Annotated in this window: 16 protein-coding genes and 1 pseudogene; 5 read left to right on the plus strand and 12 right to left on the minus strand. The window is 39.7% G+C overall.

Features of this window, described 5'->3' with window-relative positions; genetic code table 11:
* The first annotated feature begins 86 nt into the window (after positions 1-86).
* Positions 87-344: a hypothetical protein gene (locus tag A33Q_RS07960; protein WP_009036210.1), complete on the plus strand. Its 258-nt coding sequence runs from the start codon at positions 87-89 to the stop codon at positions 342-344.
* Between the two features lie 5 nt (positions 345-349).
* Here the strand turns inward: A33Q_RS07960 and A33Q_RS07965 are convergent, their stop codons facing one another.
* The 11 genes and pseudogenes from A33Q_RS07965 to A33Q_RS08020 form a co-directional block, all read right to left on the minus strand.
* Entirely contained in the window at positions 350-748 is a 399-nt protein-coding gene (locus tag A33Q_RS07965; protein WP_009036209.1) for a hypothetical protein, read from the minus strand.
* 102 nt (positions 749-850) lie between these two features.
* Positions 851-1,360, minus strand: coding sequence for a DUF4199 domain-containing protein (locus A33Q_RS07970; protein ID WP_009036208.1), 510 nt, complete (start codon positions 1,358-1,360; stop codon positions 851-853).
* 111 nt (positions 1,361-1,471) lie between these two features.
* Positions 1,472-1,963 (minus strand): response regulator transcription factor, encoded by a 492-nt coding sequence (locus A33Q_RS07975; protein ID WP_009036207.1) that lies wholly within the window; start codon positions 1,961-1,963, stop codon positions 1,472-1,474.
* 75 nt (positions 1,964-2,038) lie between these two features.
* Entirely contained in the window at positions 2,039-2,191 is a 153-nt protein-coding gene (locus tag A33Q_RS22155) for a hypothetical protein (protein ID WP_009036206.1), read from the minus strand.
* Entirely contained in the window at positions 2,188-2,748 is a 561-nt protein-coding gene (locus tag A33Q_RS07985; RefSeq protein ID WP_009036205.1) for a dihydrofolate reductase family protein, read from the minus strand. The genes A33Q_RS22155 and A33Q_RS07985 overlap by 4 nt, the downstream gene beginning before the upstream one ends.
* 99 nt (positions 2,749-2,847) lie before the next feature.
* A complete protein-coding gene (locus A33Q_RS07990; RefSeq protein WP_009036204.1) occupies positions 2,848-3,261 on the minus strand; it encodes a VOC family protein in 414 nt (137 codons plus the stop codon).
* A gap of 100 nt (positions 3,262-3,361) precedes the next feature.
* Positions 3,362-3,670: an RNA polymerase alpha subunit C-terminal domain-containing protein gene (locus A33Q_RS07995; protein ID WP_009036203.1), complete on the minus strand. Its 309-nt coding sequence runs from the start codon at positions 3,668-3,670 to the stop codon at positions 3,362-3,364.
* A 99-nt stretch (positions 3,671-3,769) separates the two neighbouring features.
* On the minus strand, positions 3,770-4,207 hold the full coding sequence (locus A33Q_RS08005; protein WP_009036201.1) for a VOC family protein: 438 nt from the start codon (positions 4,205-4,207) through the stop codon (positions 3,770-3,772).
* Positions 4,204-4,566, minus strand: coding sequence for an iron chaperone (locus A33Q_RS08010; protein WP_040490253.1), 363 nt, complete (start codon positions 4,564-4,566; stop codon positions 4,204-4,206). Before A33Q_RS08010 ends, A33Q_RS08005 begins: the two co-directional genes overlap by 4 nt.
* A gap of 82 nt (positions 4,567-4,648) precedes the next feature.
* Positions 4,649-5,005: pseudogene (locus A33Q_RS22375) on the minus strand (four helix bundle protein).
* A 121-nt stretch (positions 5,006-5,126) separates the two neighbouring features.
* A complete protein-coding gene (locus A33Q_RS08020) occupies positions 5,127-5,519 on the minus strand; it encodes a DUF1801 domain-containing protein (RefSeq protein WP_009036197.1) in 393 nt (130 codons plus the stop codon).
* 644 nt (positions 5,520-6,163) lie between these two features.
* On the opposite strand from A33Q_RS08020, the gene A33Q_RS08025 reads away from it, so the two are divergent.
* Entirely contained in the window at positions 6,164-6,751 is a 588-nt protein-coding gene (locus A33Q_RS08025; protein WP_009036196.1) for a GrpB family protein, read from the plus strand.
* A 282-nt stretch (positions 6,752-7,033) separates the two neighbouring features.
* Here A33Q_RS08025 and A33Q_RS08030 read toward each other — a convergent pair whose 3' ends face one another.
* Positions 7,034-8,107, minus strand: a complete 1,074-nt coding sequence (locus A33Q_RS08030; RefSeq protein WP_009036195.1) for a type 1 glutamine amidotransferase family protein — start codon at positions 8,105-8,107, stop codon at positions 7,034-7,036.
* Between the two features lie 440 nt (positions 8,108-8,547).
* Between A33Q_RS08030 and A33Q_RS08035 the strand changes: the two genes are divergently transcribed.
* From A33Q_RS08035 to A33Q_RS08045, 3 genes are all read left to right on the plus strand, one after another.
* Complete coding sequence (locus A33Q_RS08035; protein WP_009036194.1) at positions 8,548-9,147, plus strand: RNA polymerase sigma factor; 600 nt, start codon at positions 8,548-8,550, stop codon at positions 9,145-9,147.
* 43 nt (positions 9,148-9,190) lie between these two features.
* Positions 9,191-10,111 carry a FecR family protein gene (locus A33Q_RS08040; RefSeq protein WP_009036193.1) on the plus strand — a complete coding sequence of 307 codons (921 nt, stop codon included), beginning with the start codon at positions 9,191-9,193 and terminating at the stop codon, positions 10,109-10,111.
* A gap of 93 nt (positions 10,112-10,204) precedes the next feature.
* Positions 10,205-13,516: a SusC/RagA family TonB-linked outer membrane protein gene (locus tag A33Q_RS08045; protein ID WP_009036192.1), complete on the plus strand. Its 3,312-nt coding sequence runs from the start codon at positions 10,205-10,207 to the stop codon at positions 13,514-13,516.
* Positions 13,517-13,568: the final 52 nt, after the last annotated feature.

Genomic DNA, 13,568 nt, shown 5'->3' on the forward strand with positions numbered 1-13,568 from the left:
AGAGAATTTCGAGGTATAACTTTAACTTCGTAAGTAGCTAAACCAACTTACACAGTTTTTGTCATAGTCCCTTTAAATGTTTTAAAATGAAATTACTATTATATCTAATAGTATTAGGATCCGTTTTAGCCTTGTATATTGATGGTATTCTTCTAACTGAAGATGTTCTTTATTTTCATCTGGCTGAGCAGTACTCCAATACGAGGATAGAGCAAATGCTTGAGTTTCGAGGAAGATGGCTTTGGTTGACTTACCTGATTGCTCCCATCATAACTTTCTTTAAGATTCTGATCCCTACCAGTTTGGTATATCTGGGGCTTTACCTTTCTAATTTGATTTATTGATTAATTTAGCTTTGGATCTCCTCAATTTCTGACATACCAGTTGAAAGGTCCCCGTTGGTCCATTGCCAGACTTCTTTTAAGCGGAGTCTTCCATCCTTTGCAAAGTATGGACTTGACCTGCATTTACCCGTGCGGATTGCCCCATCTACATTGATATGCTGATAGACCATATCTATATTTCCTGCTTCGTCTACCTTTCCTAAAATTTGTCCTTTGACTATTTCCCCTCCTTCATATTCAGCTTGGATTATTTTGCCATCCTGCCGATAATGAAAAGTGGTAGAAGCGGATGATTCTCCGTTTTTGCTGTTTTCAACAGCTTTGAATGTTTTGTTATTATAGTTCATGTTTTCTTGGGGCTTGAAATTCTTTTGTCTACAACTGATGGTTTCTTTCAAATTCATAATTCGAATTCAAAAACAATATCACCATTATTGGCCAATGGATATATCTTTCCAAAAGTACGGGATTTTAAATGTGAGGGGTTAAAGACTTTTTTTCTTATGCTATTCAGTTTTCTGCTTCTTTAAGATCAAAGCACTGATCAGTGTCACTGCCAATCCGAGAGGGACAACCTCTGCAAATGTAATCAGTATCATAAACAATGGATTTTCATACATCCGGGCAAAAGTCTCCATCTCTTTTGTCTTGGCTGCCAGGTCTTCTTCTGAAGTGCATTGGTACAAAACATGCTGGGTGTATACCTCCATAAAATCCGGGACAAACAGATAAAAAGAAAAGGACCAGATTATAACATAAATGACTCCTGCAATCAAAGTGATAATGGTTCCAATTTTTAATCCCTTACCAAATGAAATCCTACCGCCAAGTCCTTTGTCCCTGTAATTTCTGATACCTACAAATATGAGTGAATAAATAACCACCAATATGGCATACCCAAGCAGGTCATTGCTCTTGAAATCAGGATCGGTGTAGAGCATGTTCACCATGATGATCCAGGGGATGCATAGTAACAGTCCCAGTATGATGCCGAAAATCAATACATTATTTTTCATTGTAAAATTGCTTTGTTTGGGACAATGCTATTCATATTGAGCCGAATGGAGCTCATACTTTAGTACCATTTTCTGATTTCAGTACAAACTCCTACCAAAGTACTAAAAGGTTCACGGTACGATTTGGAGCTTTTTGGCCCTGTCAACGGCCTGGGTTCTTCTTTTTACATCCATTTTCACATAGAGATTGGAAAGATGGGTTTTCACTGTGCTTAAAGAAAGAAACAAATTGTCAGCAATTTCGGCATTGCTGTGGCCTGAACTTATCAACTGTAGGATTTCAAATTCACGCTTGGTAAGGTTGAGTGCTTCCAAGGCAGATTGGTTGATGGCAAAATCTTCCGACAATGGCACATAAACCTCTTTTTCCACAATGACCTGCTCCACCTTAGGCTTGGTCAACTGTGTGGCCAACCAAATACCCAAAATTGTAAAAAAGACCGCAATCAAGCCCACATAAATATCTATGGCATTGTCCACGATAAGGTATTTCCATTGCAACCATTTCAGGACAAATACCAGTATGGCCATAATCAGGGCATAACGGAGGATATGTGATAGGGGAAATTTGATATCTTGGATAGGCTGAATTTTTGAATCCAATTTATGAATTTTGAACCAATTTTTTTAAGCCAATCCAAACAAATTAATAATGAATTGGAGGCGAATTTGCTGATTTTATTTTCCCAAAATCCATCCATTCCAATAGGTGTTGTGCCTGAGCATTTGATAAAGGTTCATTTTTCCCCAAAGGGCAGTATTCGATTCATCCAGTACATTTATTCTGGTAATCAAATTTTCCCTATTGTCATTTTGAAATATGGTATTCATTCTAATTTTTCCTTAACTGGTTGATATTGCAAAATCACAGCTCCAAAATCCAATGTCTCGGTCTTTTCAAGTTTTAGATTAATCTTCTGGCTGATGTTTTTGAACAATGGCAATCCGTTTCCCACAATTACCGGGTGAACACAAAGTTGGTATTCATCTATCAATTGCAGATTGGTCAATTCCACTATCAAACTTGGGCTGCATACATAAATGTCTTTTCCGGTGTTTTGCTTTAGACCCAATACTTCTTCTCTTAGACTTTTGACCGCTAGTTTTGCAGAATCCCAATCCAATTTTTTCAAAGTGCTTGAAAAGACGATTTTAGGAGCTTTGTTAATTGCGGCAGCAAATGCATCAGTGGCCTTGTCTCCAGTGGGTTGCTTGGCAATGGGGATCCAATATTCCATCAGCTGGTAGGTGATCCTTCCATAGAGGAGCGTCCCGGCTTGGTTTATCAAGTCTGCATACAGTTGATGCATCTCCTCATTCCCATCTATGGAAGTATGGTCACAGAATCCATCAAGGGTCATATTGAATGCAGCAATTACTTTGGGCATATTTTGGGGATTTGCATGGTCAAAACCTTCCCGGTTTCAGGCTATTTCGATTTTATTATGCCACTTTGGTAAAAACCTGGAAGGTGTACAGTCACTTCATCAAGCTTGCTCCAAAGAAAGCATCCAACGCACACCGAACTTATCGATGACCATGGCGAACAGGGAACCCCAAAATTGAGGTTCCAGCTTTTGGACCACATTGCCTCCTTCTGAAAGTTTTTGGTAGAGGTGGTTTATTTCATCTTCTGTATCACAGGAAAGACTGAGCTGTACCGAATTGCCCTGCTTCAGATCTCCTTGGCCGCACATATCAGAGGCCATGAATTTAAAATCACCATTGCTTAGTGTGGAATGCAGGATTTGGTCATAGAGATCTTCCGGAAAATGCTCCTTGGCGGGAGATTCACCGATTGGCATGATTTCAAGGTTACCGCCAAATAATTTATGGTAAAACTGCATGGCTTCCTTGCAGTTGTCCTGGAAGTGTAGGTAGGGTTGTACTGGGTTTTTCATAGTATAATAATGATATTAAATTGATATTAGATATTCATGGATACTATTCTTAGTCAAATGTTTAAATCATTTTTATACCCAAACGGTATTTAAATGGTGATTATTTTTTTGTACTTTCTTCTTTAAAGCTTAATCCTTTTTCAGCCAAGGCCTTTCTCAAGATTGGTAAACTTGCCTTTCCCATTCCGTGTAGCTTCAGGATTTCCTTTTCGGAATACTTAGCTAATTTTTCCAATGTATCTATCCCCAGGTACTCTATCAGCGCACTCCTAGCAGGGGATGACAATAAAGAAAGGAATCCATCTTTAGGTTTATTTTCTTTTTCACATGTGGGACAGGTAGGACAATCAGTACTCTTGTAGTATCTGTGGCCTTTTTCACAGGTCCGAAGTGTCTTTTGTCTTTCCATCAAGACCAGGGTTAATGGGTTTCTTCGTATTCTTTGAAATTGTTCAAAATAGCCTGCCAGCCATCCTGCTGCATATCCTTGGAATGGCTTTGGTCTGGATCAAAACTGATTTTCACTAAAGTAATTTCTCCTTCTGGCCTGAATTTGATTAGGATCGCTGTACATGATTTCCCATTGGTGACCATCTGGGTCAGCAATGCAATCGTAATACATCCAGCCATGGTCTTCGGCATCCTTATAGCGGGTGGCACCGTTTTCCAATGCTGTTTTAACCATTTCATCAACCTTTTGCCGACTTTCTACTTCTATGGCCAGCAATACCTGGGTGGTGTTTTGGTCAGCAATTGGTCTATTGGTGAAAGTGGAGAAAAACTCCCTTTTAAGTAGCATGGCACAAATACTTCCTTCATTTAGCATCAGGCAAAGTGCCTTGTCATCAGAAAAACTTTCGTTAAAAGAAAATCCGAGTTCGGTCCAAAAGGATCTGGACCTTTCCAGATCTTTGACAGGAAGATTAACATAAATTGATTTTATCATGGTGCTTTGGGTTTTGTTGATTGCTTATTTTCTTCTACCCTAAACCTGACCATGTCGGTGATCAGACCATAGGGGATTTCCCGGTCAAGGGGAAATTGCACGGATCCTTTACCCTGTTTATAAATAGAAAGGGCTTCTATAAAGGATTCATGGCCAGTCGGTGTGGCATAAAAACCTATATGATGCTTGTAACCCGCAAAATACACCAAGGGCTTCCCATGGGTTTTATAGGCAGGCATGCCATAAGCCATGGATTCCACTGCATCAGGCGCTTGCCGCAAAATGATTCCCCTGATCTCTTTCAAGATGGTTTGGACCATCTCGGGAAAGTTTCCAATATAGGACTCCACTTCGTTCATAATTAATAAGGAATAAGTCATTAGTTGTAAGGGGTAAGTCAAAATTGGCTTTTAGAAGTTATTAAAACCGCTTTCTTGATCATCAACCTTTTAGGTTAAGGGATTTAATCAACCCTCTTAGTATTTTTGCTACCTCTTCCGATTTTTTTACCAAATTATAGGTTTGGTCATCCGTGGTGTATCCTAACCTTTGGGCAAGATAAACCATGGACTTCACCTCGCTACACTAAGCAATGGCTATGTACAAGAATCGGCAAAAATCCGAATCTGAACTTCGATCAAAACCTTCCGCAATGTTATTGGATACAGAAACTGCTGCACGGCAAATCTGATCCCGAAACCCAAAATCCTTCGAATGCTGGAAAATTCTATAAATGTCCACAGCCAAATCTTGCGCCTTCTGCCAACCAATTATGTCCTCAAATCTTTGAATTCCCATACTGCTCAACTTTTATTTACACCTCATTACACAATCTCCCCCTTGAAAATAGCATCATTTATTACCTCACCTCTTCACTTCCTCTTAATCACTTTTTACTTAAACCTAATCCCTTTCCCCTTCACCTCAACCTCACCAACTCTCCTTTCCTCTTGACAATATTCTTGTAATCCCATTGGATGGATCTGGACTTTTCCAGCCATCGAGCCAAATCCTCTTGGTCGATTTCAGATACATGTTGGTAGAAGATAGAAGCATCCTTGAATTTCTTCCCCAAGACATTCAGCGCCTTCTCCCCAAAATCTGCCCCACTCCAAAACATCAGCCGGACGCCTGGTTTTTGGATGCTAAAACCCACGGTAGGGTTTCCTTCCAGAAACCAAACCGGATGCCGGTGCCAGATTTTGCTTTCTGCTTCAGGCAAGTTTTCATCAATGATTTGGGCTAGTCTAAGCAAGATTTCTTTGAAATCAATCGTTTGGGATTCGATATATTCTCGGATTTCTTGGTTCATTTCTTAAAATATGTTTTACAATACCGGCAACAAGACCAGTCATCAATTGTAACTTAATGGCTGATTACCAAATGCCTTTCTCAATATCCCGACCTGCCCGATATGATAAGCCTGGTGATGGTTTATAGATGTCCTCAACTGGCCAACAGAATTAGAGACAGTATCAAATGGCTTCGGTGGTTTACTGTTGATCCGCTCCATTGTGAGTTTCTCCTGTCCTTCTCTTGTTGGTTGCTAAAGTCCGTTCCACTCAGCTTTTGTTTCAGTTATTTCCGAGTAAGGAAAATTGCCTTTTGCTCCTGGCTAACCCATCACTTCAATAACTTGCTGAACATATCTACATAACAAATATAGTGAAGTCTGAAAAATTCATGTATTGCAAAAACGACATTATAAAGTGTTGATTACGACAAATTTTACTGCCTGAATATGACTTTGAAAACAATTCCCTTGAGCATCTTGAAATTGGTGTTCATCGAGTTGTTAAAAAAAATACTTGTTAAATTGGGAATTCATCAAAATGCAAAGAATTTATTCTCTAGTTGGTGTTTTTTAGCAAGCAATAAATAATATGGGTTAAAAACTGCTATCATCTGACTGATAAGTTATTTAAAAAGTGGACCCATTAAAGTTTTGGAGGCTTTTTGCTGAAAATCATTATTGAAGATTACAATCCAAAATGGGTTGGATTATTCCTAACCAAGAAACAAAAATTGAAGGATCTTCTGGAGCAGTTTTCTCCTGCAGTAGAACATATTGGGAGTACCAGTGTGGAGAGATTAATGGCAAAACCCATAATTGATATTATGGTAGGGCTTAACCATGAAGAGCATTTGGATCAGGTGATCGGTCCGATGACCGGTAATGGCTATACTTATTTCAAAATCTATGAAGCCATTTTGCCTGAAAGACACCTTTTTGGAAAATTGAAACCTTTGGTACCTATTGAGGTCCCTGAAGTAATCGGTCTAAATGAGGAATATATTGCAGGCAAAGAGTTCTTTTCTTTAACTCATATCCATGTATTGATAAAAGACAGTCCTGAATGGATAAGGCATCTTGCATTCAGAGAGTTTCTAAGGGCACATCCGGAGAAAAGAAATGAATACCAAACTCTTAAGATTGAATTGGCCAAACAAGAGTTTCAACACCACTTTGAATATAATGCAGGTAAAAATGATTTTATAAAAGCCACTGAAAAATTGGCCTTGGAATGGTATCAGGAAGCTTAAGGGAAATTTGGGACAGATCATAATTTTCACAATTCAATTACCATTCTTCAAACAACTTGACTATTGGCTTTTCGAGCTCATATTGCCACAATCTGTATCCCCTGATATTCCAGCTCTTTTAATTTCATCCCTGCGAGCAACAATTGATCCGCTTCTATGCACTTCCTGATTTCTGCCATAAGAATGAAGTGGGATATTTTTTATTGTTGTGCTTAGAGATAGCGATCTTGGATTTTTTGATGCAAGTGAATTTCCTTCATTCTAAATTTTATAGGCTAAACTTCACCTTTCCATCACTAGTCCTTCAAACTCCTGGACTTTATCTATTTTAAAAGTGACTCTGCCATTTTGAAATGTAAAAGAAATTTCTTTTTCACTAACCATGCTCCAAATGCGTTTAGGCTTAAATTCAGTGTGAATTTCAAATTCTGTATCAAAGACCGGTAAAGGGTCAAAATAAGTATTTCCACTAAATCCTGTCAGATTGACTAAATGTAGGATCATACCGTCTTTTGCCTCATTGCCATAATTCTCAGGAGTGTTCAAGGCATAGTTTTGTAAAATCGCCTCAATTCTCGGATGGGCATTGGTGCGGATGAGTTGGTTCACTTCCGGAAAAATATGGTCTATCAAATCCAAGAATAGATTTTTATGCTGCTCGTAACCATGAAGATAATAAAGTTTCCCTAGATTGATGGGCATCAAAACCGCTTTTCCGCTATTCTGATTTTTAATGCCAACAGCATGGAATCCAGTAGGTTCATGACCGCCAATGATTTCAGGAGGTCCGGGGATACCCGGTGTTAAAATAGGAAGTTGCATTTCCACTGCTCCATCAAAATCATAAAGCCCTAGGTTGAATTTCCTGAACAGGAGAGATTGTTTGTCAAATCGAGTGAAGAGTTTTTTATTATCAGGTTGAAGGTAAAAACCTGCTCCGTCATGGTTCAGTTCCTTTATTTTGGCACCAAATAAGTCATCTAATATTTCAGGATGGTCTGAAAGAGAGCGATTGGTAGCAATGATATGGACTCCTTCATTGACCAATTTTTTCAAAGAAGCCAATGCACTTTGATCTACAGAAGATATCTCAGGCAAAATCACCACCTTGTATTTGCTAAGGGCCTTTTCCTGGACAGCGATTTGACTCTTTTCTATGATATCAAATTGGATATGTGATTCTAACAACATGAGCTGGATCCCTCTGTATTCCTGAGCTGCTTCACCAGAAGGCCAAGAGCCAGGTGCTATGACAGCGACTTTTGCAGGTGATTTGTAGTGGCCAAAATAAGGCTCATATTCTTTGTGGTGGGCGTACACTTTTCTGAAAACTTCAAATTGCCTTGTAAATAGCAATGGATCAAATTAATAGAAAAATGTTGTTAACCTTCTAAAATTTGGATAGGGGGATATTTTATTGGGACAAAGTGATGTGGTTTGGTAATAACTGTATGCTTTTTAGCAGTTCAGTGCGTGGAAAGGAGGGTTGCACAATCATGCTTAAGTTTCAATTTCCTTTTCAAAAGTTAAGCCTTTGCTCTGTTGGAAATTTTTCATTTTCAAAATGTTGGCTTAGGCGTAGAGCAGATTGGTTCTAAGGATATTATGTATGGACTTATATGATCGAAGAGCTAAAGCCATTTCGGTTTTGTCGGATATTTAATAAATATAAAAGCTACAATTTTCAAGAGATGTTAATATACTATTAATCCAAAATGAACTTTCTGTGACATTCTCATAAGTATCAATTCCCGATTCTAAAATTTGGTAACTTTGGATTTGAATGAATTTTAGAAATGTATAAGTCAGAGGGGAATTTATGGGAAGACCTGCGTTCCGGGAATGAAAAGGCTTTTGAGTATTTGTTCGATCAGTACTGGAGCTCCTTATTTCGATATGCCTTTTCTATTTTAGAGGATGAAAATGAAGCTGAAGATTTGGTTCAGGAGCTTTTTCTGGATATCTGGGAAAAAAGAGAAGTGCAACTTCCGATAAGGACTGAATGGAAAGTTTTCCTTTTCTCCTGCCTAAAAAAGAAAATCCTTAAAACCTTCAGAAGTCAGGGAATACGAAAAAAACATCTGGAACAGCTTGTTCATCAGATTGAAAAATCTGACCTGCCATTAAAAGACCTTCTGCATAAGGAATTGCTTGAACTGATTCATGCCCAGACATTGGTACTGCCGGAAAAAGAAAGGCAGGTCTTTTTATTACATGAATTGGAAGGCTATACTGCCAAAGAGATTTCCTTACTTAACAAAGTTTCTGAACAGACTGTACGCAATCAGATCGCATCAGCAAGACACAAAATCCTTCCTCAGATTACCAAAGTATTAACTACTTGTTACTATTCTACTCCAATTGCTAAGTTTCTGTTAATTCGATTTTTTGAATAGTTGAAATGGATTCCTCGGGGTACTTCTACCAAACGACGTACTCTTGGAAAATCACAAAATATCCCGCTTACTGGATAAATACCTCAATGGGACTGCCAACGAATTGGAAAAACAATTACTGGAAAACTGGTTGGATGGCATTGCAGCTTCAGGTTCCGAAAAGCCTGATGTTAATTTAGAAAAAGTGTCCAGGGCAAAGAAAAATGCCATGGCCGCAATCAGACCTACACGAAAAGTTTTTCAGTCCATTGTATTGAAAGTCGCTGCTATATTGTTGCCATTTTTGATTTTGACAATATTGCTTTGGAAAACTGTTGGCAGTTCATATCAGGAAGTAGTAGAAAGTACCCGGGTAGGGGAGTTCAAGGAGCTATTATTACCCGATAGCAGCTTTGTTCTTCTAAAACCAAACTCAAGCCTGAGCTATCAAAAGGGTTTTGAAAAGGAGAGAAAAGTAACCTTGTCTGGAAGTGCATTTTTTGATGTAAAAAGAAATCCGGATAAAGTTTTCAGTGTCACAGCAGATGATTCAAAAATAGAAGTACTGGGCACATCCTTCGAAGTACAGACTTATAGCCAGTTTCCCGAGCAGCGCATTACGGTAGCAAGTGGCAAAGTAGCCGTCGCCTACAAAGGGAATTCTGTAGCCACACTTGAGCAATCAGAACAGCTAAAAATCAATAAACAAAACGGGACTGTGGTCCAAAGCAAAACGGAGTACTATCAGGACCTGAAACTTAAAAGGCTTGTTTTTGACAATGCAGACCTTAAAGAAGTCGCCCATCTTCTTACAAGCTATTATGATGTACAGATCAGTCACCCGGATGGTACGGGGCTGGGATTAAGTGCCAATTTGGAAGCAGGCTTAGACCTGGAAGTGATAATGGATGTGTTGGGCAGTATACTCTCCAAATATGGCTTGAAAATCAAAAAAACAGGATCGAAAAACTACGAAATTCAATAACCCGACACCTGTTGGAGCAGGTGTCGGGACAGGCTAATTGAATGAAATGGTTTCCATCAATAACCTTTTATTAATTAATCAATCGCTAAAGTAATGAAAAAAAACAAATTGGAGAAAGCACAAATTCATCAGGGCTTTCTCAAGATCTGTGGGAGTTTTGCGCTCTTACTTTTGACCAATTATGCCATTGCCCAAGGATCAGGGACATTGGGATATGCAAAAGCTGAAGAAATCCACTTGTCAGAAGCGCTGGGTATGCTTCAGAAAAATTTCAATCTGAATATAATTTATGATGCCAAAGAGCTAGATGGATTAAAGGTCAGCAGTAAATCAATCCTAGCAAATGATGCGGAAACGTTTTTTTCCGAACTCACCAAATCCAAAGACATCCTTGTGGAAAAAAGAGGAGGGGTGTATTTTATACAGTCTGCATCAAAAAACGCCACTTCGAATACATCAAAGCCAAAAAAAGTTTCAATTGAAGTGAAAGGAAAAGTGATTGATGGGGAGACCTCCGAAGCACTTTTTGGGGTCACCATTCAGGTAAAAGGTAAAAGCAGTGGTCAGGTGACGGATTTTGATGGCAACTTTAGATTTGAAGACCTTGAAGAAAATGATGTACTGATATTTTCAATGCTTGGTTATGAACCTCTGGAGGTCCCGGTGGGCAACCGCAGTGACTGGACCATCAGAATGAGAAATAAGGAAAATCTTTTGGATGAGGCTGTAGTAATTGGCTACGGTGAAGTCAGCAGGGAAAAATTAACAAGCTCTATAACCAGTGTTGCTCCCAAAGAATTTAATAGGGGAGTCATTGCAAACCCCGAACAGTTGCTGCAGGGTAAAGTGGCAGGATTGGTGATCAGCAGAGACGGAAACCCCAATGGAGGTTCGAGTATTGTATTGCGCGGAGCTTCCACACTTAGAGAAGGAGCCGCACAGCAGCCTTTTTATGTCATAGATGGAGTTCCGGGTGCTTCTATCAACTTGGTATCACCGGACAACATAGTATCCATAGAAGTTTTGAAGGATGCATCTGCCACTGCAATATATGGAAGTAGGGCTGCCAACGGTGTAATTCTTGTCACTACAAGAAAAGCACAGCCTACATACGGCTTTATTTACCATGCCTATACAGGTGTAGAACAAGCCTCTAATTCACTTCGGATGATGACAGGAGACGAACTGAGGTCTTATCTTGCCAAAAACGGACAAAGCCTTTTTCCTAATGACAACGACTATTCAATAAATCAAGGAGATACTGCTTTTGTAAATACGGACTGGCAGGATATCGTTACAAGGACGGCAATCAGTCAAAACCACACCCTTAGCTATGGAGGAGGGACAGATAGAGCTACTTTCAATGCCAGCCTCAACTACTTCAATCAGGAAGGGATTATACGGGAATCCGGCAGAGAAAGGATCATTGCACAGTTTTCTTTAGACCAAAAGGGTTTCGATGATCGTTTGAATTTGAATTTTCAGTTGACCAATTCGCTTGATCGGCAGAAGCTGGTGAGAGGAGAGGTTTACAGGCAAATGGTCTCCTATCTTCCTACGGTCAATGTAAGGAATGAAGATGGAAGTTTTAAAGAAAATACCATCGACCATACTTCCAATTACTTTAACCCTTTGGGCATTCTTGAACTGAATCAGGATAGCAGGGAAAACAATACAATCCTGGGATTTATATCAGCAAAGTTTGATGTGACTAAGCAGTTAAATATCAATGTACTGGGTTCGTATCAGTTGGAAAAATTCGAGGGAAAGCAATACCAGAACAGTGAATCCATATTGCCGATAGGCTATGAAGGAACTTCCTATTCTGGCCAGCAGGTAGGTGGCATAGCCAAAAGGTTCAGTGTTCAGAACAATAGAAAGGTTTTTGAATCATTCTTTGAATATACTCCCCTGAACACGATGAACCAGGAACTGAAAATTTTGGGTGGATATTCCTGGCAGGATGACGTCAATAATGATGGCTTTCAGGCCACTAATACAGGCTTTGTTTCCGATGTGACAGGAGCGGAGAATTTGGCTTTGGGTTCCAATACATTGAGGGTGGATTATGGCAATTTTTTACAGGTACCACTGAGGATAATTTCATTCTACTCCAGGGTAAACTATTCTCTTTATGACAAGTATCTCTTACAGGTTTCCCTTAGAAGGGATGGATCCTCTGCATTCAGCCGGGACAACAGGTGGGGCAACTTCCCATCAGCATCTGTGGGCTGGTTGATCCATGAGGAAAACTTCCTTTCCGGTCAGTCATTGGTACAGCAGCTAAAGCTCAGAGCCGGATATGGTGTTACCGGTAACTCTCTTGGGTTTGATCCCCTTTTGACAGTCTTTAGGTTTGGTAGCTCTGGAACCTACTACAATAACGGGGTCTACGAACAGGCATTAGGTTCTGTAGCTAATGTAAATGACGACCTTAGATGGGAAAGAACTTCTATGTTCAATCTGGGCCTTGACTTTTCACTTTTCAGCAGTCGTCTAAATGGTAGCCTTGAAGTTTACAATAAGTATACTTCAGACCTTATTTTCAATTACCCGGTTTCTACCACTCTTTTTGTTCATCCCACGATGACTGCAAATGTGGGAGAAATATCAAATAAGGGCGTAGAGCTTACTTTGCAAGCCAGCCTAATGCAAAAAGGAAAGTTTGCATGGGAGGTTTCAGGAAATATATCGCACAACAGAAACAGGGTAGAAAAGCTTTCAAACTTTGAGTACCAGCTGGATTCAATTCCTACAGCAGGTGGTTCTGGAGCAGGAGTGAGCGGGGTATCCACCCAATTGATCAAAGAAGGCTATCCAATAGGTCTATTCAACCTTTTCCAATGGACCGGAAGAAATGAAAATGGCATTTCAACTTTCCGCACCGCAGATGGTGGGGAAACCTCAGCACCCAGATTTCCTGCTGATGCCGTTCTTATGGGACATGCACAACCCAAATTCACCTATGGTATAGGAAATAACTTCTTTTACGGAAACTGGTCTTTGAATGTGTTCATACGAGGTGTTTATGGAAATCAAGTCCTGAATTCTACCAGAGCTGTGCTCTCCAGTATCAGTCAGGCTTATTTAAGAAATATTCCTCTTTCAGCCCAGGATGAGCCTATGACAGATGTAAATAACAATTTTTACTCTGACCGCTATTTGGAGCCGGGATCATTTCTTCGGATAGACAATGCTACACTCGCCTATAATTTTCCTATGGCGAACAGCAAAAGTTTCAAAAACCTGAATGTCTACGTCACAGGCAACAACCTGTTTGTCTTCACCAAATATTCAGGAATCGATCCAGAGGTAAACCTTGGAGGGTTGACTCCGGGGTTTGATAATAATAACTTTTACCCTATGACCAGAGGGTTCCTGCTGGGATTGACCCTGGATTTCTAAAAACCTTAAAAAATGCTTCCACCCATAGGGCAAGCCCAGAAATATCTATGGA

The organism is Indibacter alkaliphilus LW1 (genome assembly GCF_000295935.2).
Lineage (GTDB): Bacteria > Bacteroidota > Bacteroidia > Cytophagales > Cyclobacteriaceae > Indibacter > Indibacter alkaliphilus.

Excerpts from the sequence above, each read along its gene's own strand:
- A33Q_RS07960 (WP_009036210.1), top strand. The coding sequence starts at position 87 with ATGAAATTACTATTATATCTAATAGTATTAGGATCCGTTTTAGCCTTG.
- A33Q_RS07965 (WP_009036209.1), bottom strand. The coding sequence starts at position 748 with ATGAATTTGAAAGAAACCATCAGTTGTAGACAAAAGAATTTCAAGCCC.
- A33Q_RS07970 (WP_009036208.1), bottom strand. The coding sequence starts at position 1,360 with ATGAAAAATAATGTATTGATTTTCGGCATCATACTGGGACTGTTACTA.
- A33Q_RS22155 (WP_009036206.1), bottom strand. The coding sequence starts at position 2,191 with ATGAATACCATATTTCAAAATGACAATAGGGAAAATTTGATTACCAGA.
- A33Q_RS07985 (WP_009036205.1), bottom strand. The coding sequence starts at position 2,748 with ATGCCCAAAGTAATTGCTGCATTCAATATGACCCTTGATGGATTCTGT.
- A33Q_RS07990 (WP_009036204.1), bottom strand. The coding sequence starts at position 3,261 with ATGAAAAACCCAGTACAACCCTACCTACACTTCCAGGACAACTGCAAG.
- A33Q_RS07995 (WP_009036203.1), bottom strand. The coding sequence starts at position 3,670 with ATGGAAAGACAAAAGACACTTCGGACCTGTGAAAAAGGCCACAGATAC.
- A33Q_RS08005 (WP_009036201.1), bottom strand. The coding sequence starts at position 4,207 with ATGATAAAATCAATTTATGTTAATCTTCCTGTCAAAGATCTGGAAAGG.
- A33Q_RS08010 (WP_040490253.1), bottom strand. The coding sequence starts at position 4,566 with ATGAACGAAGTGGAGTCCTATATTGGAAACTTTCCCGAGATGGTCCAA.
- A33Q_RS08020 (WP_009036197.1), bottom strand. The coding sequence starts at position 5,519 with ATGAACCAAGAAATCCGAGAATATATCGAATCCCAAACGATTGATTTC.
- A33Q_RS08035 (WP_009036194.1), top strand. The coding sequence starts at position 8,548 with ATGTATAAGTCAGAGGGGAATTTATGGGAAGACCTGCGTTCCGGGAAT.
- A33Q_RS08045 (WP_009036192.1), top strand. The coding sequence starts at position 10,205 with ATGAAAAAAAACAAATTGGAGAAAGCACAAATTCATCAGGGCTTTCTC.